This window comes from Pontibacter beigongshangensis, assembly GCF_014332515.1.
In the GTDB taxonomy this organism is placed as follows: domain Bacteria; phylum Bacteroidota; class Bacteroidia; order Cytophagales; family Hymenobacteraceae; genus Pontibacter; species Pontibacter beigongshangensis.
In genome coordinates, this window is the sequence record NZ_VFSD01000013.1 from 26,170 (window position 1) to 49,378 (window position 23,209).

General features: G+C 49.5%; 23 protein-coding genes and 1 tRNA gene. 15 read left to right on the top strand and 9 right to left on the bottom strand.

All coding sequences use genetic code 11. From position 1 onward, the window contains the following. Positions 1-9: 9 nt before the first annotated feature. A complete protein-coding gene (locus FJM74_RS11690; RefSeq protein ID WP_187262792.1) occupies positions 10-390 on the bottom strand; it encodes a RidA family protein in 381 nt (126 codons plus the stop codon). A gap of 362 nt (positions 391-752) precedes the next feature. Next, a complete protein-coding gene (locus FJM74_RS11695) occupies positions 753-1,037 on the bottom strand; it encodes a hypothetical protein (RefSeq protein ID WP_187262793.1) in 285 nt (94 codons plus the stop codon). 681 nt (positions 1,038-1,718) lie between these two features. On the opposite strand from FJM74_RS11695, the gene FJM74_RS11700 reads away from it, so the two are divergent. Beyond that, the gene (locus tag FJM74_RS11700) at positions 1,719-2,399 is read left to right on the top strand and encodes a 3-hydroxyacyl-CoA dehydrogenase family protein (protein WP_187262794.1); all 681 of its coding nucleotides are present in this window, start codon (positions 1,719-1,721) and stop codon (positions 2,397-2,399) included. Between the two features lie 964 nt (positions 2,400-3,363). Here the strand turns inward: FJM74_RS11700 and glmS are convergent. The 3 genes from glmS to FJM74_RS11715 form a co-directional block, all read right to left on the bottom strand. Then, positions 3,364-5,199 (bottom strand): glutamine--fructose-6-phosphate transaminase (isomerizing), encoded by a 1,836-nt coding sequence (glmS, locus tag FJM74_RS11705; RefSeq protein WP_187262795.1) that lies wholly within the window; start codon positions 5,197-5,199, stop codon positions 3,364-3,366. 65 nt (positions 5,200-5,264) lie between these two features. Continuing rightward, positions 5,265-6,638: a DUF4270 family protein gene (locus FJM74_RS11710; RefSeq protein WP_187262796.1), complete on the bottom strand. Its 1,374-nt coding sequence runs from the start codon at positions 6,636-6,638 to the stop codon at positions 5,265-5,267. Beyond that, the gene (locus tag FJM74_RS11715) at positions 6,622-7,434 is read right to left on the bottom strand and encodes a glycogen/starch synthase (RefSeq protein WP_187262797.1); all 813 of its coding nucleotides are present in this window, start codon (positions 7,432-7,434) and stop codon (positions 6,622-6,624) included. Before FJM74_RS11715 ends, FJM74_RS11710 begins: the two co-directional genes overlap by 17 nt. A gap of 136 nt (positions 7,435-7,570) precedes the next feature. On the opposite strand from FJM74_RS11715, the gene panC reads away from it, so the two are divergent. The 7 genes from panC to FJM74_RS11750 all read left to right on the top strand — a co-directional run bounded on the left by panC (position 7,571) and on the right by FJM74_RS11750 (position 13,785). After that, positions 7,571-8,425, top strand: coding sequence for a pantoate--beta-alanine ligase (gene panC / locus FJM74_RS11720; RefSeq protein WP_187262798.1), 855 nt, complete (start codon positions 7,571-7,573; stop codon positions 8,423-8,425). A gap of 337 nt (positions 8,426-8,762) precedes the next feature. Continuing rightward, positions 8,763-9,110 carry an aspartate 1-decarboxylase gene (panD, locus tag FJM74_RS11725; RefSeq protein WP_187262799.1) on the top strand — a complete coding sequence of 116 codons (348 nt, stop codon included), beginning with the start codon at positions 8,763-8,765 and terminating at the stop codon, positions 9,108-9,110. 9 nt (positions 9,111-9,119) lie between these two features. Further along, positions 9,120-10,160 (top strand): lysylphosphatidylglycerol synthase transmembrane domain-containing protein, encoded by a 1,041-nt coding sequence (locus tag FJM74_RS11730; RefSeq protein WP_187262800.1) that lies wholly within the window; start codon positions 9,120-9,122, stop codon positions 10,158-10,160. Next, complete coding sequence (rfaE2, locus tag FJM74_RS11735; protein WP_187262801.1) at positions 10,144-10,641, top strand: D-glycero-beta-D-manno-heptose 1-phosphate adenylyltransferase; 498 nt, start codon at positions 10,144-10,146, stop codon at positions 10,639-10,641. The genes FJM74_RS11730 and rfaE2 overlap by 17 nt, the downstream gene beginning before the upstream one ends. 8 nt (positions 10,642-10,649) lie before the next feature. Then, on the top strand, positions 10,650-11,327 hold the full coding sequence (locus tag FJM74_RS11740) for a zinc metallopeptidase (RefSeq protein WP_187262802.1): 678 nt from the start codon (positions 10,650-10,652) through the stop codon (positions 11,325-11,327). Between the two features lie 224 nt (positions 11,328-11,551). Continuing rightward, positions 11,552-12,691 carry an acyl-CoA dehydrogenase gene (locus tag FJM74_RS11745; RefSeq protein WP_187262803.1) on the top strand — a complete coding sequence of 380 codons (1,140 nt, stop codon included), beginning with the start codon at positions 11,552-11,554 and terminating at the stop codon, positions 12,689-12,691. 170 nt (positions 12,692-12,861) lie between these two features. Beyond that, positions 12,862-13,785 (top strand): AraC family transcriptional regulator, encoded by a 924-nt coding sequence (locus FJM74_RS11750; protein ID WP_147923157.1) that lies wholly within the window; start codon positions 12,862-12,864, stop codon positions 13,783-13,785. Here FJM74_RS11750 and FJM74_RS11755 read toward each other — a convergent pair. From FJM74_RS11755 to FJM74_RS11765, 3 genes are read right to left on the bottom strand one after another with little or no spacing between them, the layout of a single operon-like run. Next, on the bottom strand, positions 13,768-14,535 hold the full coding sequence (locus FJM74_RS11755; protein ID WP_187262804.1) for a geranylgeranylglyceryl/heptaprenylglyceryl phosphate synthase: 768 nt from the start codon (positions 14,533-14,535) through the stop codon (positions 13,768-13,770). The genes FJM74_RS11750 and FJM74_RS11755 overlap by 18 nt on opposite strands. Then, on the bottom strand, positions 14,525-15,100 hold the full coding sequence (locus tag FJM74_RS11760; RefSeq protein WP_187262805.1) for a hypothetical protein: 576 nt from the start codon (positions 15,098-15,100) through the stop codon (positions 14,525-14,527). Before FJM74_RS11760 ends, FJM74_RS11755 begins: the two co-directional genes overlap by 11 nt. Next, the gene (locus tag FJM74_RS11765) at positions 15,097-15,477 is read right to left on the bottom strand and encodes a phage holin family protein (protein ID WP_187262806.1); all 381 of its coding nucleotides are present in this window, start codon (positions 15,475-15,477) and stop codon (positions 15,097-15,099) included. Before FJM74_RS11765 ends, FJM74_RS11760 begins: the two co-directional genes overlap by 4 nt. Positions 15,478-15,628: 151 nt before the next feature. Here FJM74_RS11765 and FJM74_RS11770 point away from each other — a divergent pair, with 151 nt between their 5' ends. The 4 genes from FJM74_RS11770 (at position 15,629) to FJM74_RS11785 (ending at position 19,339) form a co-directional block, all read left to right on the top strand. Next, positions 15,629-16,723, top strand: a complete 1,095-nt coding sequence (locus FJM74_RS11770; protein WP_187262807.1) for a J domain-containing protein — start codon at positions 15,629-15,631, stop codon at positions 16,721-16,723. Between the two features lie 49 nt (positions 16,724-16,772). After that, entirely contained in the window at positions 16,773-17,210 is a 438-nt protein-coding gene (gene arr / locus FJM74_RS11775) for an NAD(+)--rifampin ADP-ribosyltransferase (RefSeq protein ID WP_187262808.1), read from the top strand. Positions 17,211-17,239: 29 nt separating this feature from the next. Then, entirely contained in the window at positions 17,240-17,695 is a 456-nt protein-coding gene (locus tag FJM74_RS11780; RefSeq protein ID WP_187262809.1) for a GNAT family N-acetyltransferase, read from the top strand. A 501-nt stretch (positions 17,696-18,196) separates the two neighbouring features. Continuing rightward, positions 18,197-19,339, top strand: coding sequence for a putative sensor domain DACNV-containing protein (locus FJM74_RS11785; protein ID WP_187262810.1), 1,143 nt, complete (start codon positions 18,197-18,199; stop codon positions 19,337-19,339). Positions 19,340-19,733: 394 nt separating this feature from the next. Here FJM74_RS11785 and FJM74_RS11790 read toward each other — a convergent pair. Further along, a tRNA-Phe gene (locus FJM74_RS11790) sits at positions 19,734-19,806 on the bottom strand. A 168-nt stretch (positions 19,807-19,974) separates the two neighbouring features. Here FJM74_RS11790 and FJM74_RS11795 point away from each other — a divergent pair. The 3 genes from FJM74_RS11795 to FJM74_RS11805 all read left to right on the top strand — a co-directional run bounded on the left by FJM74_RS11795 (position 19,975) and on the right by FJM74_RS11805 (position 23,196). Further along, a complete protein-coding gene (locus FJM74_RS11795; protein WP_187262811.1) occupies positions 19,975-21,348 on the top strand; it encodes a 4Fe-4S dicluster domain-containing protein in 1,374 nt (457 codons plus the stop codon). Between the two features lie 242 nt (positions 21,349-21,590). Beyond that, a complete protein-coding gene (locus FJM74_RS11800; RefSeq protein ID WP_187262910.1) occupies positions 21,591-22,373 on the top strand; it encodes a (Fe-S)-binding protein in 783 nt (260 codons plus the stop codon). 340 nt (positions 22,374-22,713) lie between these two features. Beyond that, the gene (locus FJM74_RS11805; RefSeq protein ID WP_187262812.1) at positions 22,714-23,196 is read left to right on the top strand and encodes a hypothetical protein; all 483 of its coding nucleotides are present in this window, start codon (positions 22,714-22,716) and stop codon (positions 23,194-23,196) included. Positions 23,197-23,209: the final 13 nt, after the last annotated feature.

Sequence of the window (23,209 nt, forward strand, 5' to 3'; positions counted from 1 at the left end):
TGGCATAGCCTACTTGGCGGCTATACAGGAAATCTCAACATTCACATCTTTAGGGAGTCTGCTCACTTCTACAGTCTCCCTGGCAGGCGGGTTACTTCTGAAATAGCTGCCATAGGTCTCATTTATGCGACCAAAGTTGTTTAAGTCCTTCACGAAAATGGAGCATTTTAGCACATGCTCAAAACCAAATCCGGCCTCCTGCAAAATAGCGCTGAGGTTTTTCATTACCTGGTGGGTCTCGGCCTCAATCGTGTCGTTTATGAGCTGACCACTTTCAGGGTCAAGCGCAATTTGTCCGGAAATATACAGGGTTCCGTTTGCCAATGTTGCCTGGCTGTAAGGACCAATGGGAGCAGGAGCCTTAGAGGAGTTAATAATTTGGTGTGCCATGATAGTTGAATAGGAGGTTTTAAAATCACGTTCATCCAAATGTACAGAAATTCATTCTGACAGCCTAGCCGTATGGCAACTGCTCCGGATAAGATAGAGAAGGGGCCGTCTGAGGCAATTATTCCAATCAAAAAGCCCCTCCAGAGGTACCTGTTGCAGACAAGCTTACTAAGAGCAGCTGGTTTTGACACATGGCCCCTGGGCGCAGCCGTTCTAAGGACCTTGTTATTCCATTGGGCAGATGAGCAATAACCACCAAGCCACCTGCAGGCGCACCAGTGCTTTATGTAGGAGGATCTTGTTCAGGGCATAAGCCAGTAAATCAGCATGAAAACAGGCCTGACAGTTAAGCTGGTGTAATCTTATCTTTCCTCTGAAGCAGTCATCATGCTTTTTATAGCTGCAGGCGTGTTCAGCCATAACGAGGCATCAATTTGGTAACTGGCCAGCGCAACCTTTTGCTGCTCATCCAGCATCTGCCTGATCTCGTTTTCAAACTCGGTGGTGGCTTCTTTTAGTTTGGCTTCCTGCCGGAGTGGCGCATCCAGGTACTGCGCATAAATTTCCTGCACCTTCAGCATGGTTTTTTCATTCAAATCCTTTAGCTTTAGATACTCAGCGTCATACAGGTAGAGGTTTTTCGCCATCAGTTTAGTCAATTCTGTGCATTGTTTTGCAGATTCGGCAGATAGCTTTTTAGCGGTCTCCTGCGCCAAAGATGCTGTGCTAAAGCATAAAAGCATGGCAAAAACATAACATAATTTCTTCATGATGAAAACGGTTTTAGGGTTTACGACATTTAAACCGGAAGCTGTGCCTGTAGCAGCATAAGCAACCGCTGTAGGTGGTTAGCATAATAGTGCCACAAATCATTTTTTTAATCGATAATTGGTTAATTCATATAAATGTTTAACTTATTTCGAGTATGGCATGGTAAAATATTATTGCGAGGATGTTTTGATAATTCAATAATATGTTTTATGAGTGCCAATGTGGCTCGCTGCTTCCCAAAAATGGACAGCCAAGCTGCGGGTTTTTGGCTGATCTGGTGCTGAGACTCAGTGTTTGTAGATAATTGCTGGTGCAACGCAAGCCTCCTGTTTTAGTAGTTGCTGCTTGCAGGCAGGATACTTGTGCTTATCAAAATTGAAAATTAGGAGTTATGGCAGATATGCCTTTTAGCAGCATTAAAAGTGTTCCATCTTTGTGTTCCATCTTTCTGATTTTTAATTTGGCAAGGCGCCAGGGACGCTGCTCTCTTTGCCTTAATGCTCCTGCCTTAACCCGACTCAAAGTGCACACCATATTTAAACTCTATTCTGATCTTTATGCAGGTACTGGTTCTGTCTACTCCTGAAATGGCAGTAGAATTCAAAGCAAAGTTTCCGGATCCGATAGCCGGGCACGAGCCAATTTTTGTTGAGAGTTACGAAAGGCTGGCACCTCTTCTGGAGCGGGCTGAGGTGGTGTTTGATTTCCTGCTGGCTGATGACAGAGAGCAGCTGGCAGTTTATGCGGCACATCCGGGCCTGGTCGTTTTCTGCCATGCCGTTACAGTGCAGCTGGCAGAGTTGCTTCAGAATCAGGCCCTACGAAATACGGTCATCGGGTTCAATGGGCTGCCCTCGCTGTTCAACAGGCCCTCGCTCGAGGTGATGCTCTTCCGGCCAGCTGATGCTGATGTGCTTAAGAGAACCTGTGAAAGGTTGAAAACACCATTTCTGCTCACTACTGATAGGGTAGGAATGGCTACACCGCGCGTGCTCTGCATGATCATAAACGAGGCTTATTACACACTGCAGGAAAGCATTGCCACTATAGATGCCATTGACCTCGCCATGAGGCTGGGCACCAACTACCCCAAAGGGCCCTTTGAGTGGGCAGACCAGATTGGGCTGGCAAATGTGTACCAAATATTGCAGGCCCTGTATGCAGACACAAAAGATGAGCGGTATAAGATATGCCCTTTACTTAAAACGATGGTGCTGCATCAGGCAAAAACGGCCTGATGTCCGATAGTGGGTAGCTTGTCTGGCTTCGGGACAATTATTCAGATCAGCATGCCCCTCCAGAGCGTATTCCTGCTGCTAAAGGGGCCGACCGTTAATCCTGATTGCACTTAGTTGAAGCAGGCAATGGAGGCCGGGGCTGATAGAAGACTCGTGGCTTTCCGGATTATTCTAATCAAAATTGCCCTCCAGCGAGTTCTTCGGCTGTTGTCCGGCTCCGTCTCTAATGCGACTGGTTGTATTTACATGTGCTTGGTATGCCTCCGGCCAGGGTTTTAGATGCCGATGTATTAATCTGCTATTGCTTCATTTGTTAGCCTCTATCCCCGGGGCTGCCCCCTGACAACCCCTCTTTATATGAAACAGACCAATTGCTGATTTACCCGAAGTGCGCTGGTCGGGGGACAGCGCACGAAAACTTATAGCAAATAAACCAATTGCTGGTGGTATAACAGGGCATTAGAATGTATTTCTGATTTCGAGTTAGCCGAAGCAACAAGGCAGTGTGGCAGGGAGGTGCCGTTGTGCTACCCGTCCTAGCGGCGGCAGTTCCGGAGGGCACTTTTGATTAGAATAATTTGATAGCATAACATATAAAGGGCATGTTTAGGGCCACTATTGGTTTCATTCATTAGCAATTGCCCGGTATTAGAACTAGCTATCGAGTAAGTCCCAGTCGCTGGCTTGAGGCGTCTTCCCCAGCCGCAAGACTACTGCTAATGAAACAATGCGGCCTGAGGGCACCGGATCAAGCAGCAGCAAAGACAGTTGAAGCCAACAGGTATCAGAATATTCTACTCCTACATCTGCTATACACTCGAATAATTTCAGCGGATGCTGGTATAGAGAAAAGCAGGTTTCCTGTCTTATCGTTTCAACTTCTGCCTTGAATTTCATCAGAGGCAGGCATAAAAAAAACGGATACTTTTCAGGTATCCGTTTTTCACATAAATAATTTTAAGCTTTACTCAACTGTTACAGACTTAGCCAGGTTGCGTGGCTGGTCTACGTTGCAGCCTCTCAATACGGCAATATGGTAGGATAAAAGCTGAAGCGGAATTACAGAGAGTAGTGGCGCCAGGTGCTCGCTGGTTTCCGGTATCTCTATTACGAAGTCAGACATGGCAGGAATGGTGGTGTCGCCTTCTGTCACGATAGCGATAACCTTACCCTTACGTGCCCGCACCTCTTGTATATTCGATACGATTTTTTCATAAGAGCCATCTTTGGTGGCAATTACCACTACGGGCATCTGCTCATCTATCAGGGCAATCGGGCCGTGCTTCATCTCGGCGGCCGGATATCCCTCGGCATGGATGTAAGAGATCTCTTTAAGCTTTAAGGCGCCTTCCAGGGCTACAGGGTAGTTATAGCCACGGCCCAGGTAAATAAAATTGGTCGCGTTCTTAAACTTCTCCGCTATCTCCTGTATCTGCTGGTCAAGTTTCAGGGCTCTTTCTACTTTTGCCGGGATATTTTCCAGCTCGGCCATCAGCCCATGAAGCTTGGATGTTTCCAGGGTGCCTCGCTTAGACCCTATGATCATGGCAATCAGCGTGAGCACCGTTACCTGCGCAGTAAAGGCTTTTGTGCTGGCTACTCCAATCTCGGGGCCGGCATGTGTGTAAGCACCTGCATCGGTGGTGCGGGCAATAGAAGAACCAACTACATTGCATATGCCGAAAATAGTAGCTCCTTTTGATTTAGCAAGTTCTATGGCCGCCAGCGTATCTGCTGTTTCACCTGATTGGGAAATGGCAATTACAATGTCGGTCTCACGAATGATGGGGTTCCGGTACCGGAATTCTGAGGCATATTCTACCTCCACCGGAATACGGGCAAAGTCCTCTATCAGGTACTCTGCCACCAGGCCGGCGTGCCAGGAAGTGCCGCAGGCTACTATCAGAATCCGCTCGGCATTCACGAACTTGTTCTCAAATTCGCGTATGCCGCTCATCATCAGGTGGTTGCTGGCTGAAATCATACGGCCACGCATGCTGTCTAAGATAGAGCGGGGCTGCTCAAAAATCTCTTTCAGCATAAAGTGCTCGTAGCCGCCTTTCTCAATAGACTCCAGTGCCATTTCCAGGCGTTGTACATAAGGCGTTTGCTTTACGTCTTCTCTGGAGCGTATGTCAAGTTCGCCGTTTTTGATCACCGCCAGCTCATAGTCCTTCAGGTAAACCACGTCATTGGTGTATTCTATGATTGGTGTGGCATCGGAGGCCAGGAAGTATTCGCCTTTTCCAATACCAAGTACCAGGGGGCTCCCTTTTCTGGCGGCCACTAACTGGTGCGGGTCATCTTTAGAAAGGACCACAATGGCATAAGCGCCCACCACTTCGTGCAGTGCCAGCCTTACGGCCTCGGCCAGCGTACAATGGTTGTTCTCTCTGATATCCTCGATCAGGTTTATAAAAACCTCTGAGTCAGTCTCACTTTTGAATGTGTGCCCTTTGCTGATTAACAGCGTCTTGAGCGCTGCGTAGTTCTCGATGATGCCATTATGGATGATGGCAATCTTCTTGGAGGTTGAAAAGTGTGGGTGCGCATTTACATCATTCGGCTCACCGTGGGTTGCCCAGCGTGTGTGGCCCATCCCGATATTGCTGTGAACGTCTTTGTCCTGAAGGAATGCCTCCAGCTCACTTACTTTCCCCTTCTTTTTATACACGCTCAGGGTTCCGTTCATTAAGGCGATGCCTGCACTGTCGTAACCGCGGTACTCCAGGCGCTTCAGGCCTTTAATAATGATAGGACAAGCTTCTCTATGCCCTACATATGCTACAATTCCACACATGAATTCTTATAAATTTAAATAAAAGCAGCCCAAATTTACAAGCGTAAATCCGGTGTTCAAACAAATTATTGATTAAGTTTTGAATAATAGACCAACAGCTTAATAGGAGCTGCGTCAGTGTTGCTGATCATAGTTCTGAAAGGGCGGGAGTCAGATACTATCTGGCGTGCACCGGTTTGAGGGTCCGGTGCGCTGGTTCTTCCTGTGGCCAGTAATAAGCCGTTATTCGGTTTTTTATCCAGCAGAAGCGCCTGTATATAGGGCGTTATGTTCAGGGTATAGTGGTTTTTGGTAGTTATATAACTTGCAAAGGAAGGGGCACTGGTCGTGTTTATATAATAGGAGTCCTGAACTGTTAAGGCTACCCCGCTTGTGTTCCTGAGAATACGGTTAGTATGGTTTGTCTCATACAGCACAAAACCAGGGTGCAATGGGAATGTAGCCGCTGAGGCATTCTGAACCGGCAGGATAAGTTCTGCCCGGTTTATAACAACATTGCTGGTTTGTGCCTTGAACTCCTCCAGGTAAGGGAACGTGAGTTTGGTGAGCAACTGCGTGTTTGCCTGCACAAAGCTTACCCCATCTGTCTCGTGAGATGGCACGTAACCCTCTTTTGCAAGAGAAGCAATGGTGGTACCGGAGCGGTCTGCCGTCACGTTGTAAAAGTTTCTGTTGTCGGCGCCGGCCAGGGGGAACAGGTGCTCTTTGACCGTTGTGTCAGCATCTACTTTGTAGCGTAAGGCCAGGCTGGTGCGGGATGAGCTCAGGTTCAGGGCAATAATGCTGGCCCCCTCGGTGTTGGGAGAGACAATCGCAAAGCCTTTCAGAAACTCGTTGATAAAATTTTCTCGTGTAGAAAGCGCACTGGTGCCGGATTTGGATAAGATCTCCCGGGCAAAATCCAGCGACATCTCGATCCGCACCACTTCTGCCGAGTCTCTGTTCTCCAGATTGAAAATCCGGGGCCGGAAAGTTCCGGTGCCAACAGGAGCGGCTTCGTACGCCAATGTAGTATTGGTATAATAGGAGCCTCTGCTGCTAAAGCCATCCGTTAGCCTGTGCACGTTCAGGGTCAGGTCGCTGTTCGGGTTGCCATATATTAAGGTGTAGTCCAGTGTCAGTACCATCGATACCGGCTGCGGGTTGGAGCCAAATGTAAGATCCGTGCCGCCCAGGCCTACCTCAGTATAAGTGGTAGCCCTGGTGGTGCCCAGTACCGGATCGGCATAGTAACCAGCCAGAAAAGGTGCTAGCCTGAAGGTAGAAATAGAGTCTTCTAAAAGAACTGTGCCGGAATGTATGGTGATAGTATCTGTGAAATCAGTTCCGATCCGGTTGTTGTCCTGCAGTTCAAGCCCAATTTCAGAAGGGTCTTCGCAGGCAGTAAAAGCAACTAAGGATAAAATGAAAAGAAGGTACCTATTAACGGCTAAGTTCATTATACAAGTTGAAGTAAGAGTCTAATAAGTTGTCGTCGGCGCTGATGGTGTTGATGTCCTTGGTAAGCATAAACTCAGTGAACAAGGCATCTATATTCTCGCTGAAATTCTCGTTTGTCTTGATAACAGAGTCTGCGTACTCCATCCCCACCTTGATAAAGCTGTCCAGGTCGCCGGACTGCAGGTTGGTGAGCATGCTCTCATCGATATCCAGCATTTTCACTTTATCCATCAGGTTAGCGCTGAACTTGTGCTTGTACTCGTGGTTATAAACTGTAAAGATAGACTTGGCATCTTTAAAGATAGGGTCTTTCTTGTACGTCGTTTTCAGGTACATCGGGATCAGCCCCGTCATCCAGTCGTTGCAATGCACAATGTCGGGCTGCCAGCCCAGTTTCTTCACCGTCTCCAGCACGCCTTTGCAGAAGAAAATGGCCCGCTCGTCGTTATCCTGATGGAATTTGTTATTCTTGTCAACAAAAACGGATTTTCTGTGAAAATAGTCTTCGTTGTCAATAAAATAAACCTGTAATTTGGCATTCGGAATGGAAGCGACTTTAATTACAAGTGGTTTTTCGTCATCGCCGACAGCGATATTGATGCCGGAAAGACGTACGACTTCATGCAACCGGTTTTTGCGCTCATTAATAATGCCGAACCTTGGAACAAAAATGCGGATTTCCATTCCCCGCTCCTGCATACCCTGTGGCAAAGTCTCTAAAAACTCTGCTACTTTGGTGGTTTGCAAGAAAGGAAGGATTTCTGTGGCGGCGTATAATATTCGCAATTTAGACATGAGTATATGGTTAAAAATTATTATGCAAGAGAAATGGGACGTGCAAAATTAGCAAATTTTATTCTAATATTCAATTTTATCTGTTGCAACTTACTTTTGAAGTTATTTCCGTTTTTAAAATAAAATACTATTTTATATGCAAGTTATAAAGCAGGGTAGCGCTATTCGCTCCATTGTGCAGGCCTTGCGCTGCAGCGGTAAAAGCATAGGCTTCGTGCCTACCATGGGGGCCCTGCACGAAGGGCACCTGCAACTGATCCGTGCCGCAGCCCTGCAAAACGACATTACCATCTGCAGCGTTTTTGTTAATCCCGCCCAGTTCAACAACCCCGATGACTATAAGCTATACCCGCGCTCGCTGGAGCAGGATATAGCCGCGCTGGAAGCAGTGGGGTGCCACTATTTGTTTGCGCCCACCGCCACCGACATGTATCCAGAACAAACGCTGCTGCACTTTAGTTTCGGCGTGCTGGAGGAGGTAATGGAGGGCGCGCACCGGCCGGGGCACTTTAACGGCGTGGCCATGGTGGTGAGCAAGCTTTTTCATCTGGTGCAGCCGCACAAGGCTTATTTCGGGCAGAAGGACCTGCAGCAGGTGGCGGTGGTGCGGCAGCTGGTAAAGGCGCTGAGTTTTGACCTGGAGGTGGTCTGCTACCCGACCATCCGCGAGGAGAGCGGCCTGGCCATGTCGTCGCGCAACAAGCGCCTGGATGTGCAGCAGCGGGAGCATGCCGCACAACTGCACCAGGCCCTGCTACTGGCGCAGAAGCAGATCGGGGTAAAATCTGTGGCTGCCATAAAAACCGACGTGCAGACTTACCTGGCGGGGGTGCCTGAGTTGCAGCTCGAGTACTTCGAGATAGCAGACCCGGCAACGCTCCAGCCTGTGCCTGACCCTGCCGCCGCCGAAGTGGCCCTCTGCATTGCGGCCCACGTGGGCCCGGTACGGCTGATCGACAACATGATAGTGAAGCCCCAGCAACTGGCCTGAAAAAATTATGCTAATGAAAATGCCCCTCCAGAGGCAAAAAAGACGCAGGATGCAGAGATCTTCTAAGAGGTAAGAGTTGTCTTTAAGAATCTGGAGATTCCATTCCTAAATTTTCAAATCTTCAAATCAAAAAACCAGCCATTAAGCCATTAACAGCTGAAAACCAGCCACCGGCAATTATTTGAATGAAAACAGCCCTCCGGAGGTGTTTTTACGGATGCCTCGGGGCTACCCCGGTTCAGGAGAAGCCGTGAATATTGTCTTGCAGACGGAGCTGCTGTCTGATAGTAATTTTCCGGCATAATCCCTACCTTTGGATTTTATTAAAGATAAAGCCATGCAAATTGAGGTTTTAAAGTCTAAAATCCACCGTTGTAGGGTTACACAGGCCGAGCTGCACTACGTGGGCAGCATCACAGTAGATGAAGACCTGATGGATGCCGCCAATATCGTGGAAAATGAAAAAGTGCAAATCGTTAATATCAACAACGGCGAGCGCTTCGAAACTTATGTTATAAAAGGAGAGAGAGGCACTGGCACTATCTGTTTAAACGGGCCTGCTGCCCGCAAAGTACAGGTAGGTGATGTGGTTATCATTATATCGTATTGTTCCATAAACTTTTCTGACGCCAAAAGTCATAAGCCTACCCTGGTGTTTCCTGACCAGCACAACCGAATCGTATAAGCCCACTGCATGAACAGGCTGTTGTCCATCTTAAAGTACAGTTCTTTTCTGTGTATATCTGTCTTTCTGATGTGGTATGCCTTGCGGGAGCTGGACTTTGAACGGATGTGGGTGGAGCTGCAGCAGGCAAACTATATCTGGATCGTGCTGTCGATGGCGATGGGGGCGGCCGCCTATATGAGCCGCGCGCACCGCTGGAAGCTCCAGATCGTGCCTACAGGCGTTTCCCCGTCTTTCGCCAACACCTACCACGCCATGATGGTGGGGTACCTGGCAAACCTGGTGCTGCCCAGAATGGGAGAGGTCATCAGATGCAGTATTCTGAAGCGGACAGATAACCTTCCTGTAAACAAAGCCCTGGGGACGGTGATCGCGGAGCGTTTTATCGATATGCTCATGTTGCTGGTATGTGTGGGGCTCACGTTTCTGTTCGAGCTCGACAAAGTAGTTCATTATTTTATAGGCCTCTTTACAGACCAGTATCAAAGCCTGGAGCGAAGTCTGGATTCCTGGTACCTGCTCCTGCTTTTGCTGGTGCTAGGTTTAGGGTCCATGGTAGTGGGGGTTTTATTCCTGAGCAGGCTGCGGAACAACTTCTATTTTCAGAAGGCAGTGGTTTTTGTGAAAGGTATGCTGCAGGGCATCTTCAGCATAACCAGGATAAAGAACCAGCCCGTTTTCTGGGGCCACACCCTCTTTATCTGGCTCATGTTCTATGGCACCACGCTTATTGTTTTCTATGCCTTGCCGGCCACTTCCGGGTTGTCGGCCACCGCGGGGCTTTCGGTGCTGGTGGCAGGCACCTTAGGAATGGCTGCGCCCGTGCAGGGAGGCATCGGGGTATACCACCTGGCCGTGCAGACAACGCTTCTTTTATATGGCGTGCCCAAGGAGGCAGGCATGGCCTATGCCCTGCTGGCCCATACCTCCCAAACACTTTTGGTTGTTCTGATGGGAGTGCTTAGTTTTATTGTCACGATGCTGCAGCGCGTAAGGCCGGCAGCACAAAAAAACGAAACGAACACACCAATTCATGAAGTCGAGCGATAAAATAGTGCTTCTCCCACAGTTGCAGCACCTGCTGCAAACCTGGCGCGACCAGGGCCAGAAAATAGTTTTCACCAATGGCTGCTTCGATATCCTACACCTTGGCCACGTAGATTACCTGGAGAAAGCCAGACAACTTGGCGATAAAATGGTGCTCGGCCTTAATACAGATGCTTCTATTTGCCGTATAAAAGGGCCAGGCCGCCCGCTGCAGGACGAAATGTCACGGGCGCGGGTTATGGCATCTTTATTGTTTGTGGATGCTGTAGTGCTTTTCGATGATGATACGCCGCTCAAACTGATAGAGGCTGTGCAGCCTGATATACTGGTGAAGGGCGACGACTACAGCATTGAAAATATAGTGGGGCACGAGGTCGTTCTAGCCAGAGGAGGGGCGGTTGAAACCGTGCCGCTGGTAAAAGGCTACTCCACCACCAGCATCGTTAAAAAAATAGAGGATCAAGTAAAATTAAATAAAGATTAAAGAAAGTTATGGGAATATATGTGATCGTAATCGTCTTTATGCTGGCCAGTATGTGGGTTAGCTGGCGTTTAAAGAGCAAGTTTAAGAAGTACTCTGAAATTCCGTTGCAGTCTGGTTACACCGGCCGTGAGATCGCTGAGATGATGCTGGCCGACCATGGCATTACCGATGTGCGCGTTATATCAGTGGCCGGCCGGCTAACGGACCACTACAACCCTGCCGACAAAACCGTGAACCTGAGCGAGTATGTGTACGAGGCGCGCAGCGCCGCCGCCGCCGCTGTATCGGCGCACGAATGTGGCCACGCAGTGCAGCACGCCAAAGCCTACAGCTTCCTGAAATTTCGTTCCGCTATGGTGCCTGCCCTGAGCATTGCCTCACGCTACATGCAGTGGATCATTCTGATCGGTATCTTCATGCTGCAGACAACCCCTATTCCGCTGGCCATTGGGGTGGGCCTTTTCGCCCTCACCACGCTTTTCAGTTTTGTTACGCTGCCAGTGGAGTTTGATGCCAGTAAGCGGGCGCTTGCCTGGATCGGGACCAACAACATCGTGACTAAGCAGGAGTACGCCATGTCGAAAGACGCGCTGAAGTGGGCCGCCATGACCTACGTGGTAGCTGCCCTGGGTTCGCTGGCAACGCTGCTTTACTACGCCTCGTTGCTGCTTGGCCGGCGCGAGTAACTGAATTCAGTCTTAGCTTTAAGTTTAAGCGTCTTCTGCCCCGAGCAGAAGGCGCTTTTTTTGTGCAGTCGTAAAAAACACTAGGCTGTAATTGCGTATGCAAGCGTATAATTTTTTAACTTTAATTACTCGGCTTGCATAACAAATGGCGCAGATCAAGTGTATGCTGTTGTAGGATATTACTCTCGAAAACGAATTAATGATAGTTAACTAGTTACACAGGTATGGACTTTCAATTAACAGAAGAGCACTTGGCCGTACAGGCTGTTGCTCGTGAGTTTGCGCAATCGGAGTTGCTGCCCGGTGTTATTGAGCGCGATGAACACCAGAAGTTCCCGGCTGAGCAAATCCGCAAAATGGGGGAGTTGGGTTTTCTGGGGATGATGGTAGACCCGAGGTACGGTGGTGGTGGCATGGACACGATCTCGTATGTGCTAGCCATGGAGGAGATCTCTAAAATCGACGCCTCGGCCTCAGTCGTGATGTCGGTAAACAACTCGCTGGTGTGTTGGGGCCTTGAAAAGTATGGCACAGAGGAGCAGAAGCAGAAGTACCTGCCGCGCTTGGCGACCGGCGAGATCATCGGGGCATTTTGCCTGTCGGAGCCGGAGGCAGGCTCCGATGCCACCTCGCAGCACACCACGGCCATAGAAATGGACGATCATTATCTCTTGAACGGCACCAAGAACTGGATCACCAACGGCAGCACCGCTTCGGTGTACCTGGTCATGGCACAAACCCACCCCGAGAAAAAGCATCATGGCATCAATGCCTTTATTGTGGAGCGGGATGTGGAGGGCTTTGTAGTAGGAAAAAAAGAGAACAAGCTGGGTATTCGCGGCTCCGACACGCACTCGCTTATGTTTACGGATGTGAAGGTGCCAAAGGAAAACCGGATAGGCGACGATGGCTTTGGGTTTAAGTTTGCCATGTCTACACTGGCTGGCGGGCGCATTGGCATAGCGGCGCAGGCCTTGGGCATTGCCTCGGGAGCCTATGAGTTGGCCCTGAAGTACTCCAAGGAGAGGAAGGCGTTTGGGGTGGAAATTGCGCGGCACCAGGCCATACAGTTTAAGCTGGCAGACATGGCCACAAACATTGAGGCCGCTCGCCTGTTATGCCTGAAGGCGGCTTTCCATAAAGATACGCAACAGGATTACAGCACGTCCGGGGCCATGGCAAAGCTCTTTGCCTCTAAGGTGGCTATGGAAACCACAGTAGAGGCAGTGCAGGTGCACGGCGGGTATGGTTTCGTAAAAGAATACCATGTGGAGCGGCTGATGCGGGATGCTAAAATTACACAAATTTACGAAGGGACCTCTGAGATTCAGAAAATAGTAATTTCGAGAGAATTGCTAAAATAGATATAACGTCAAAACATCGTTTTCGCTATATTTAACGCATAAATAGTGTTTCCTGAATTTAAAATTATTTTTTAAAAATAATAAAAATTGTTTTGAATTTTATAAAGATAAATCTTAGCTTTACCCCATAATATAAGGGTTTATAGTATTAAAGTTAGTTGGTAACACACATGGAAGATTACAATAAAATTATTGAATCGCTTGGGGTGCGATTTATTAAAGCTAAGAATCTGGTGTTGCAGCAGCCTTTTACGGTCCGCAACGCCTACGATGTCGGCAACAATTTAATATTACTTCATAAAGGAAGTATCTTTTTCGGTAACGAAGAGCAAATGGTAGAAGAAGGGGAACTGCTGTTTATTCCGGGAGGCCGTAGCACAAGAGTAACGTATGGTTCTACAGACGGACGTACGATCTCTAACGACGACCTGATTACCAACAGAGAGAAATTCTTTAAGAGTAATAACGATCTGGACCTGATCGGTGATGCCGAAGAGAGCCACAGCTACGTAAGCTTTGAAGCGAAGGTATTTGATTCCGTTAACTTCTTTGCTTCCTTAGACGTTCCTGCTTTCCTGATCTCCAACAACAACAAGCTGGCCAACCTGGTCATCAAGGTGGTGGAAGAGAACATGCAGGACCTGCCTGGAAAAGAGAGGCTGATCAACATCTACACCGAGAACATTGTAGTAGAGATCATCCGTCATATTCTGCGCAACAAGATGTTTGTGGAGCAGCTGGCAACAAACAGCACGTACTTCAAAGATCCGCGCCTGATCGATCTGTTCAACTACATTAAAGAGAACCTGGGAGGAGATCTTTCCAACAAGGTGCTTTCTAACGTAGCAAACGTTTCGGAAGACTACGTAGGGCAATACTTCAAAATGCTGACAGGTATCAATCCGCAGGATTATATCGAGTACCAGCGTATGGAGCGTGCCGTGTTCCTGCTGCGTACTACCAAGAAGAGCATCCGGGAGATTGGTAAGGATGTAGGCTACAAAGACACCGCCTATTTCTGCCGTCGCTTTAAAATGATGTTCGGTATCCCAGCCGGTAAGATGCGTCGTCGCGAATCAGCTATGAGCGTTTAAGGCGACTTTGTTATAAGAAGCGACAACTTCAGAAACCTCGGCCAAAAAGCCGGGGTTTTTTTCTATGTAGTTTCCTACCACCAGCACATCGGCACCGGCTGCCAGGGCGGCATGTGCCTTTTCGGTCGTGTTAATGCCGCCACCCACAATCACCGGAATATCTACTGCCTCGCGCACGGCTGCTATCATGGCAGCGCTGACTGGTTGCTGGGCACCGCTGCCACCGTCTAAATAAATGTACTGCAGGCCCAGCATCTCGCCGGCCATGGCCGTGCAGGCCGCAATGGCAGGCTTGTCGTAGGGGAGCGGGGTGGTGCCACTCATGTAGGAGGCGGTGGTTTGGCGGCCCGTGTCTACGAGCATATAGCCGGTGGGGTAAATCTGTAGCTGGCTGGCTTTAAGAATGGGGGCCGACAGAATATGCTGGCCGATCAGGAAATCGGGGTTGCGGCCCGAGATAAGCGATAGCAGCAGAATGCCATCGGCCTGTTGATCTATGTGGAGGCTGTTGCTGGGGAAAAGTATAACCGGTATGGAGCTGTTCTCCTTTATCAGCCTGATAAGCGAGGCCTGGTTCTGGGTAGTAACCAGGCTGCCACCCATAAAGAAGTAGTCTACCTGGTTGGCCTCGCTTAAAGCCAGCAGGTGCAGGCAGGATGATTCGTCCAGGTTATCAGGGTCGAGAAGCACTGCAAAGTGCTTTCTCCCCGATGTGTTTATTTTTGCTTTCTGAAGTTTCTCAAAGGGCATCCTTTTCCGGATAAATATACTCAGTAGTTTCGATCTCAGTCACCTCAATGGGTTTAGCCGCAATATCGTTATTTTCAGAGACACTACTTAAGTATTCTTCCACCTTTTTAGAGATATAAACCATGAGCAGGGCTGCCAGCTGCTGGGTGATAACCTGCACCAGCTCTGAGTTTAGAAAAGATTTGGCCATGCCAGTGCTTGGTGGGGTCTGTGGCTGCACTTGCAGCATTTGTGCAGAAGGCATACTATATACATCAGCTTCGCCGGCAGGGGGCATGGTGCCGGGGCCTGCAACACCAGCTGCCGGAGTGGCGCTGTAGGCAGCATATGGCTCTGCATAGCCGGTCTTCAGTTTCTTAGTTTTTTTTTTAGCGCCGCCGAAGATGCGTCTCAGCAGGAGCCCGGCCACCAGCACGCCGCCGGCCAGCGCTACTTTCCTGCCAATCTCCTGCGACTGTGTTTTCAGATGATCTACATCTCCCATCAGGGCATTTTTGTACTCTTCTTTCTGCCGCTCCAAAAGCTCCCGCTCACTTTTAAACAATGGATTGCTTGATTCGCTCATATTGAATTTTCTCTTTTATCAGTTTTGTAAATGGTATTGTCAAAGGTCTTGTCGGCTAAGCTCGTGAACACTTTCTTGTCGAGGCCAATTACGAGCACTACCAGTATGATGATGTAAAAAAGCGCTACGATGCCAAAGCCCCAGAACGAGCTGTTGAGCAGGTGGTTGAGCAGGAGCCCTATAAAGATGTTCACAAAAATAAGGCTCATAAAGGCGGCAAAACCTAATAGAACGGCGTGTAGTAAGCCTACAAAAGACGCTTTTAGCTTTTCCTGTATCTCAAGCTTGATTATATCGATCCTGGTATCGATATAGCCCATTAAGTTTTCGATGAGGTTCGGATTTTTTTCTCGAGTGCCGTTGTCTTTATCAATCATAGTGTCAGGCTGTTTTTGATGCTGTATCAGTATACGCGATTAGATTTAAAAATTTTCCGTAAACTTTAGTCAGTTTGATTGTAGTACGGATTTTGCGCTATATTGACCGAATATATTAAATTTAAGATTAAACTTTTCTAGACATACTTCATTGGATTTCAATTTATATACGGTTTTAGAGGTGAGTCCCGTTGCCACGGCCCAGGAAATCAAACTGGCCTATAAACGGCTCGCTGTGCTGTACCACCCAGACAAGAACCCGGGCGATGCACAGGCCGAAGAGCGTTTTAAATTGATCAGTGCGGCTTACCAGACCCTCTCTAACCCCACCAGGCGTGCCCGGTACGACCAGAAGCTGCAGTACCAGCGCGATCGGGAGCGAATGGCGCAGCGGCAACACCCGTATTACAACCCCCGCTACCATTATACCAGGCCGCCCGCCTCTGTGTCGGAGCGGCATTATCATAACAGGCCGGCGCACAGCAGGCGCTTCTCCAGAAAAGACCTTTACATCACCATCACGTTCACGGCCTGCATCCTGCTCTTCAGCCTGCTGCTGAAAGTGGTGATGGACCACGTAACAGGCGAAGACAAGTACAAAACAGCCCTGAGCTACATAGAAGGCGGGAAGTACAGCAGCGCCCACAGCCTCCTTACCGATGCCATCCATTTCCTGCCCAAGCACGCAGACGCCTACCTGACCCGGGCCAGCCTGGAGATGAACGTGTACGAGAACTACCGGGCAGCGGTGCGGGACATCAACAGCGCCATTCTTTTTCAGGAAGACGTAAAGGCCGAGACATTTTATATGCGCGGCAAGTGCCACCTGAAGCTGGAGAACTACCGGCAGGCAGAGGCCGATCTGCTGCAGGCCCTGAACATGGACAGCACCTTGTACGCCCCGCATCTGGAGCTGGGCGAGGTGCGGCTGTTCTACCTGAAAGAGCCGGAAATCGCCATAAAGGATTTTAACGCCTTTCTCAGCCATAGCAGCAGTGGCGAAAAATGGGCGACCGCCCTTACCTATCGTGGTTTCGGGTACTACAAACTGGGCGATTACCAGGCCTCGGTGGCCGACTACCGGGAGGTGCTGCAGAAAGACCAGAGCAACGGGCGCGTGTTTTACCTGCTCGGGCAGACAGAGATGGTGCAGCAGCAGCAGGACTCTGCCTGCATGCACTTTAACAAAGCTTACCGCCTGGGCTACTCAGCCGCCCTGCTGGAGCTGCGGGCACACTGCCTGTAAGCAGGTGTTAGCAGATATGGCAAATCAACCATCATAAATAATATAGAAAGTGGGACATATCGAAAGTGATTACAGGAACGCTCAAAGTCCTTTTGTTCAGACCTATTTCCACGGAACAAAGGCAGACCTGAAAATCGGGGACTATATTGAAATTGGTGTCAACTCGAACTATGGGCAACAGCGCAAAGCCAACTATATTTACCTGACAGCAACTTTAGATGCTGCGATTTGGGGAGCAGAACTTGCGCTGGGCGAGGGGCGCGAAAGAATATTTTTGGTAGAGGCATCAGGCCCTATGGAAGATGACCCCAATTTAACGAATAAAAAATTCCCGGGTAATCCGACCTTGTCTTACCGCTCAAAACACCCGTTTAAAGTGGTTGGCGAAATTACTATTTGGCAAGGGCACCCAGCAGAGCAAGTTAAGGCAATGAAAAACGAATTAGCTAAACTGAAAGAGCAAGGTATTGAAGCCATAGAAGACTGACGAAGAACATATCGTAAAACGGGGAGCTCATGTTGGAAACAGAAATACAGATATTACAACACGGAAACGTGGACGAACTGAATCAGCTTATTTCAGTTTTTGAGAACGTTTTTGAAATGGAAAGCTACAAGCGGCCCAACCTGTCTCACCTTCAGAACCTCCTGCTGAAGGACAATTTTTTGGCCATTATCGCAAAAGCCGACAACAAGATTGTTGCCGGCCTGACAGTGTATGTACTGGAGCAATATTACTCTGAAAAACCGCTGGCATACATTTACGACCTTGCCGTATTGCGGGAGTATCAAAGAAAAGGTATTGGCAAAAGGTTAATAGAATTTACCAATACTTACTGCCGGCAAAATGGATTTGAAGAAGTTTTTGTTCAGGCAGACAAAGTCGATGCCTATGCTATTGATTTTTACCGCTCAACCAATCCTGCAAACGAAGAGCAAGTCGTCCATTTTTATTATAAACTAAACGGGTAATGACAGCGGCGGCTTACCTGAGCAAATAGCTAAGACTCATTAACGACAAATGCGCATCGTGTGGGCTGAACAGGTAGTATGTAAAGTGCATCCTAGTAAAGTCCGCCGAATAAAAACAGCAGCAGACACCTATGGAGGGGCGTATTGATTAGAATAATTTGGTTGTAGGTTGCCGATTGTTGGTTTGGAGACCGGGAGCTTAAGGGAGTAAACACAGTTAATTAATAGCCTTATGTCGTGCTACGCGTGATACGAAAATCCTGTGTCCTGTGTTCTGAGGCCTGAAATGCCTCTGGAGGGCCATTTTGATTAGAAGAATTTAGTGAATGTACGGATGCATTGTTTACTTAAATTGGTTTAATGGTTAGATAGTTGTCCGGGAAATCTGAAGACGCTGAGAGAGAAGACCATGCATGATCAATTAATATTGAACTAACTTATTGGTTCAGAAAAAAGTATGGTATCTGAGATCCCGCATCTGCAAGCAGCAAAACAAACCATATGGCGCAATACATAACCTACCAGGCGGCCCGAACAGTGGCAGCAACCATCGAGAAGCACTTTGCCAACCACATTGGGGCAGCTCAGCAGCAGGAGGAGCGGGAGTTGGCGCATGGCCCCGAGGCAGCCGTGATAGAGGCGCTGGCCAATGCTGCCTTTTGGGCAAGTCTCCGCCACGAAGAAGGTATTTCGCCTATAATTTCGCTGGCTTACCTGTCGCCTGAGCAAGCCGGCCAGCCGCTGCTGTTCGAGAAGCCCTTTCCGCTTACCCCTGATATTCTTACAAAGCTGGCGCCGGCAGTAGAGCGGCCTGGTATCCACCTGGGCGTATGGCACGCGGAGGGCAGGCTGCACCTCTGGGGAGCCACGCGCTATATTCCCAGTCTTTGTTTTGTGCTGGAGGTGGTGGAGCCGGGACTTCTGGTTATAAAGCACCGCCGCCTCGATGGGTTCAGCAAGTTTGCCAATGTGGCGGTGCTGCGAGGGGAGGAGGTAAAAGTGATAGACGAGCAGAGCGCCACCCTGCCCGACTGCCCCAACCTGCTCTCCTCGCTGCTCGACCTGTCGTCGGCTGCCTCGTGGAGCGATTCCGTAAACGTGCTGGTGCAGCTGGCCATCTCCATGCGGAGCCATGGGCGCGGAGGTTCTTTGCTGGTGGTGCCGACCGGCACCGAGGCCTGGCGCAAGTCCATTATGCACCCGATCAGCTATTCGGTAACCCCTGCGTTTTCTGCCCTCACCGACCTGACCCGCCAGGACAAAGACAGCCGTGATGGCGCTACCTGGTACGACACCCTCCGCCGTGCTATAGACGGAGTGGCAGGCCTAACGGCGGTAGATGGGGCTACCATCATCAGCGATGCCTACGAGTTGCTTGCCTTCGGAGCTAAAATCGGCCGGCCGGAGGGCAAAGAGCCTGTACAGCAGATCGTCATGACCGAGCCCATTGTGGGTGGCGAAGCCGTAGTGGTTAACCCAACGCTGAGCGGCGGCACCCGCCATCTGTCGGCGGCGCAGTTTGTGCACGACCAGCAGGATGCCCTGGCCCTGGTAGCCTCACAGGACGGCCGTTTTACGATCTTCGCCTGGTCGCCCTGCGAAAACATGGTGCACGCCCACCGCATAGATGCGCTGCTGTTGTAGCGAGTCTGAAAGCTGTTAGCGTATTGCTCCTCAATTATCAGAATAAAAAAGGTCCTCCGGAGGTGTTTTCTGCTGTTGATGTTTGCGTTTGCCATTAAAACGGCCTTACCCTGTGCCCGGCAGGAAAGACGGAGGCGATGGCGAAGCAACCCTTATGCGCCGGGAATTCTGGTTCCTAATAATAAGTTGCTGCAACAGCCCGCGCAACATTTTTCCTGAGACAACCAGCGAGACAGCAGCTGCGTTAGAATGGGGCAAAGTAGCTGCATTTATCCTCGGTATTGCCAATGGCAAAATGTCTCGTATAAGATGTCTGAAGAGGTAGAATAGCCCGGTAGCGCGCGCAGAGGGCCTAAAAACAAAAAACCCTTGCCATTTCTGACAAGGGTCTCTGTGGTGATGATTGGAATCGAACCAACGACACAAGGATTTTCAGTCCTTTGCTCTACCAACTGAGCTACATCACCAGCTCTTGTTGTGTCACCCTTTTCCGTAAGGGTATGCAAAAGTAGCAAGGAACTTTTAAGTTGCAAACAATCGGCTGAAAAATTTTTAAAAAAGTGGCTGTTGCCGGTTTATTGTAAAGATCGGGTCATATTTATTTCTAACTTAGTATGCATAACGAATAATTTGCCGTGTTTAAAATCGAGAGCATCATCTTCATTATTATTGCAGGCTTAGGCATAGGGCTGTTTATATGGCAGATCCGTAAGATCCGCAAAAACATCCTGATGGGGCGTGATACCGACCTAGTCGATAATCCCTCCGAGCGGATCAACAAGACCTTGCTGGTGGCGTTTGGGCAGCAGAAAATGTTCAAGCGCATGCTGCCGGCTGTGCTGCACCTATTCGTGTATGTCGGGTTCCTGGTCATCAACATCGAGGTTATCGAAATTCTGATAGACGGGGTGTTTGGTACGCACCGGGCCTTTGGTTTCCTGGGCGGGCTTTACAGTGCTCTTATGTTCATCAATGAGATACTGGCAGCGCTTGTGATTGTAGCCTGCGTTATGTTCCTGTGGCGGCGCAACGTTACCAAAGTTCCCCGGCTGGCTAGTGGTGTGGAGATGCGGGCATGGCCTAAGATGGATGCCAATACGATTCTGGTGATAGAAATTGTGCTGATGCTGGCGCTCTTCACCTTCAACATAGCCGGCCTGAAGCTGGTGCAGCTGGAAGGCGGCGAAGTGGCAGGCAGCTACCCGATCAGCCAAATGTTTGTGAATATCTTCGGAAGTAACCCTGAGTCGCTGCACGTGATCGAGCGGGCAGGCTGGTGGTTCCATATCATTGGCATCCTGGCTTTTATGAACTACCTGCCCAGCTCCAAGCACTTTCACATCATCATGGCTTTCCCGAATGTGTACTACTCCAAGCTGCTACCCAAAGGCAAGTTCACCACCAACCCGGCCATTACGCACGAAATAAAAGCTATGCTGGACCCCAGCTACCAGCCACCAGCCCCTGAAACAGATGCTGACGGCAACCCCATCGTTCAACGGTTCGGGGCCAAAGATGTGGAGGACCTCACCTGGAAGCAGCTCATGGATGCCTACACCTGCACCGAGTGCGGACGCTGCACCTCCGTGTGCCCGGCCAACATTACAGGCAAGCTCCTCTCGCCGCGCAAAATCATAATGGATACCCGTGACCGGGTGGAGGAGAAAGGCGAGTCGCCGGTAATTTTTGATCCGGCAAAATACGGCAAAGACGCCGGCACAGAACGTGTAAAAACCACTGAAGAGGAGCGTACTCTGCTGCGCGGCTACATTACACCCGAAGAGCTTTGGGCCTGTACCACCTGCAACGCCTGCACCGAGTCGTGCCCCGTAAACATAGACCAGGTGTCCACGATCATGGACCTGCGCCGCTACCTAGTGCTGGAGGAGTCTGCCGCACCAGCCTCGCTCAACGCCATGTTCACCAACATCGAGAACAACGGCGCCCCCTGGGCCTTCTCCCCATCCGACCGCTTTAACTGGGCCGAAGAGCTGTATGTACCTAAATAGATTATAGACGCTAGATATTAGATATTTAGATTTTTGTCTGAGTCTGTTACAGTATAACTTTAAATGTAAGTTCACCGTCTTGTTTGCGGCTTTAGGGCTAGTGGGTGTAAAAGAGCAGGAGGTAAATATCAATTAAAATGTATGAAAGTTAAAGTTAGATACAATAAGAGTCTAGAATCTAAAATCTAGTATCTAGCATCTCAAGAAAAATGGAAAACAAAAGACTAGTAAAAGTGCCTACCATGGCCGAGATGGCTGCCAATGGCGAGGAGCCGGAGATTCTGTTCTGGGTAGGCTGCGCAGGTGCTTTCGACGACCGCTACAAGCGCGTAACCCGTGCTTTTGTGCAGATACTGGAGCATGTGGGCATTAAGTACGCGGTACTGGGCACCGAAGAAAGTTGCACCGGCGACCCTGCCAAACGGGCCGGCAACGAATTCCTGTTCCAGATGCAGGCCCTCACCAACATCGAGGTGCTGAACGGGTACAACATCAAGAAGATCGTTACGGCCTGCCCACACTGCTTCAACACGCTCAAAAACGAATACCCTGACCTGGGCGGCAACTACGAAGTCATTCACCACTCTACGTACCTGCAGCAGCTCATAAACGAGGGCAAGGTGCGCGTGGCGAAGGGCGAGAGCTTCCAGGGCCGCCGCATCACGTTCCACGACTCCTGCTACCTGGGCCGCGCCAACGACATTTACGAAGCTCCCCGCGACGTGCTCGCCGCCCTCGATGCCGACCTGGTAGAAATGAAGCGCAGCCGCGCCAATGGCTTATGCTGTGGAGCCGGTGGCGCCCAGATGTTTAAAGAGCCGGAGCCCGGCAAAAAAGACGTGAACATAGAGCGCACCGAAGAAGCCTTGGCCGTGCTGGGTACCGGCGACAGTGTAATTGCCACCGCCTGCCCCTTCTGTATGGTGATGATGACAGACGGCGTAAAGAACAAAGAACAGGAAGAAAAGGTAAAGGTGTTCGACATCGCAGAGCTTATTGCCCAGGCAGAAGGCTTGAGCCGCTAAGCAGCAGCACCAGCAGAAAGCTCCGGAGGGACATTTCCATTAGAATAATTTAATTGCAGATTGTTAGTTGCTGATTGTTGAAATCAGGTAAGACCTCACAGCGTGCGCAGCTCCTGCAAGCGTCTAAGCGAAGCAGATCAAACCTTGAAAACCAGCTTCCGGAAAAGTCTGTTAGCTGACATCTGGTATCAAAAAACTATCTGGAGAATCTCTGAAAAAATAGCCTGGCCATAAACGACGCCACGTAAAATTTTCGTTATTTCAGGTAACACAAAACAAAACAAGGTACCTGTGGTAAATTTGCAACAGGTATTAATATATAGTAGTATAAGCAAGTAATATGTATATCCCATTCGACCAATTGCCAACTCATGCCCGCCTCTGGATTTACCAGGCCGACAGGCCGCTTACAGAACAAGAGCAGGCTGAAATAAAACCCATGTTGCAACGTTTTGCTACTGAGTGGAGTAGCCATGGCGCAGGCCTCGAAGCATCGGCTACGCTGCTGCACAACCAGTTCCTGGTGCTGGCCAACAACGAGAGTGCCACCTCTGCCAGCGGATGCTCCATAGACAGCTCCGTGAAATTTGTGCGCGAACTGGAACAGCACTTTGGGGTGTCATTTTTTGACCGTACGCGTCTTGCTTTTTTACAGGACGGCCAGGTACAACTCGTGCCGCTCAGCCAGATAAAAGACAAAGTATCTGCTGGCGAGATAAGTGAAAATTCATTATACTTCGATACTTTAGTGAATAATTTAGGAGACCTCCAGTCTGCCTGGCCACGCCCGGCAAGCAGTAGTTGGCTTTCCCGGTATTTTTAATTCAAACGGACTT

Bases quoted from the DNA above. Each gene is read 5' to 3' on its own strand.
- rfaE2 (WP_187262801.1), top strand. From the start codon at position 10,144: ATGAAGTCGAGCGATAAAATAGTGCTTCTCCCACAGTTGCAGCACCTG.
- FJM74_RS11695 (WP_187262793.1), bottom strand. From the start codon at position 1,037: ATGGCGAAAAACCTCTACCTGTATGACGCTGAGTATCTAAAGCTAAAG.
- FJM74_RS11700 (WP_187262794.1), top strand. From the start codon at position 1,719: ATGCAGGTACTGGTTCTGTCTACTCCTGAAATGGCAGTAGAATTCAAA.
- FJM74_RS11745 (WP_187262803.1), top strand. From the start codon at position 11,552: ATGGACTTTCAATTAACAGAAGAGCACTTGGCCGTACAGGCTGTTGCT.
- FJM74_RS11765 (WP_187262806.1), bottom strand. From the start codon at position 15,477: ATGATTGATAAAGACAACGGCACTCGAGAAAAAAATCCGAACCTCATC.
- FJM74_RS11755 (WP_187262804.1), bottom strand. From the start codon at position 14,535: ATGCCCTTTGAGAAACTTCAGAAAGCAAAAATAAACACATCGGGGAGA.
- FJM74_RS11710 (WP_187262796.1), bottom strand. From the start codon at position 6,638: ATGAACTTAGCCGTTAATAGGTACCTTCTTTTCATTTTATCCTTAGTT.
- FJM74_RS11690 (WP_187262792.1), bottom strand. From the start codon at position 390: ATGGCACACCAAATTATTAACTCCTCTAAGGCTCCTGCTCCCATTGGT.
- FJM74_RS11750 (WP_147923157.1), top strand. From the start codon at position 12,862: ATGGAAGATTACAATAAAATTATTGAATCGCTTGGGGTGCGATTTATT.
- panD (WP_187262799.1), top strand. From the start codon at position 8,763: ATGCAAATTGAGGTTTTAAAGTCTAAAATCCACCGTTGTAGGGTTACA.
- FJM74_RS11805 (WP_187262812.1), top strand. From the start codon at position 22,714: ATGTATATCCCATTCGACCAATTGCCAACTCATGCCCGCCTCTGGATT.
- FJM74_RS11780 (WP_187262809.1), top strand. From the start codon at position 17,240: ATGTTGGAAACAGAAATACAGATATTACAACACGGAAACGTGGACGAA.
- FJM74_RS11800 (WP_187262910.1), top strand. From the start codon at position 21,591: ATGGCCGAGATGGCTGCCAATGGCGAGGAGCCGGAGATTCTGTTCTGG.
- FJM74_RS11740 (WP_187262802.1), top strand. From the start codon at position 10,650: ATGGGAATATATGTGATCGTAATCGTCTTTATGCTGGCCAGTATGTGG.
- glmS (WP_187262795.1), bottom strand. From the start codon at position 5,199: ATGTGTGGAATTGTAGCATATGTAGGGCATAGAGAAGCTTGTCCTATC.
- FJM74_RS11730 (WP_187262800.1), top strand. From the start codon at position 9,120: ATGAACAGGCTGTTGTCCATCTTAAAGTACAGTTCTTTTCTGTGTATA.
- FJM74_RS11785 (WP_187262810.1), top strand. From the start codon at position 18,197: ATGGCGCAATACATAACCTACCAGGCGGCCCGAACAGTGGCAGCAACC.
- panC (WP_187262798.1), top strand. From the start codon at position 7,571: ATGCAAGTTATAAAGCAGGGTAGCGCTATTCGCTCCATTGTGCAGGCC.
- FJM74_RS11760 (WP_187262805.1), bottom strand. From the start codon at position 15,100: ATGAGCGAATCAAGCAATCCATTGTTTAAAAGTGAGCGGGAGCTTTTG.
- FJM74_RS11715 (WP_187262797.1), bottom strand. From the start codon at position 7,434: ATGTCTAAATTGCGAATATTATACGCCGCCACAGAAATCCTTCCTTTC.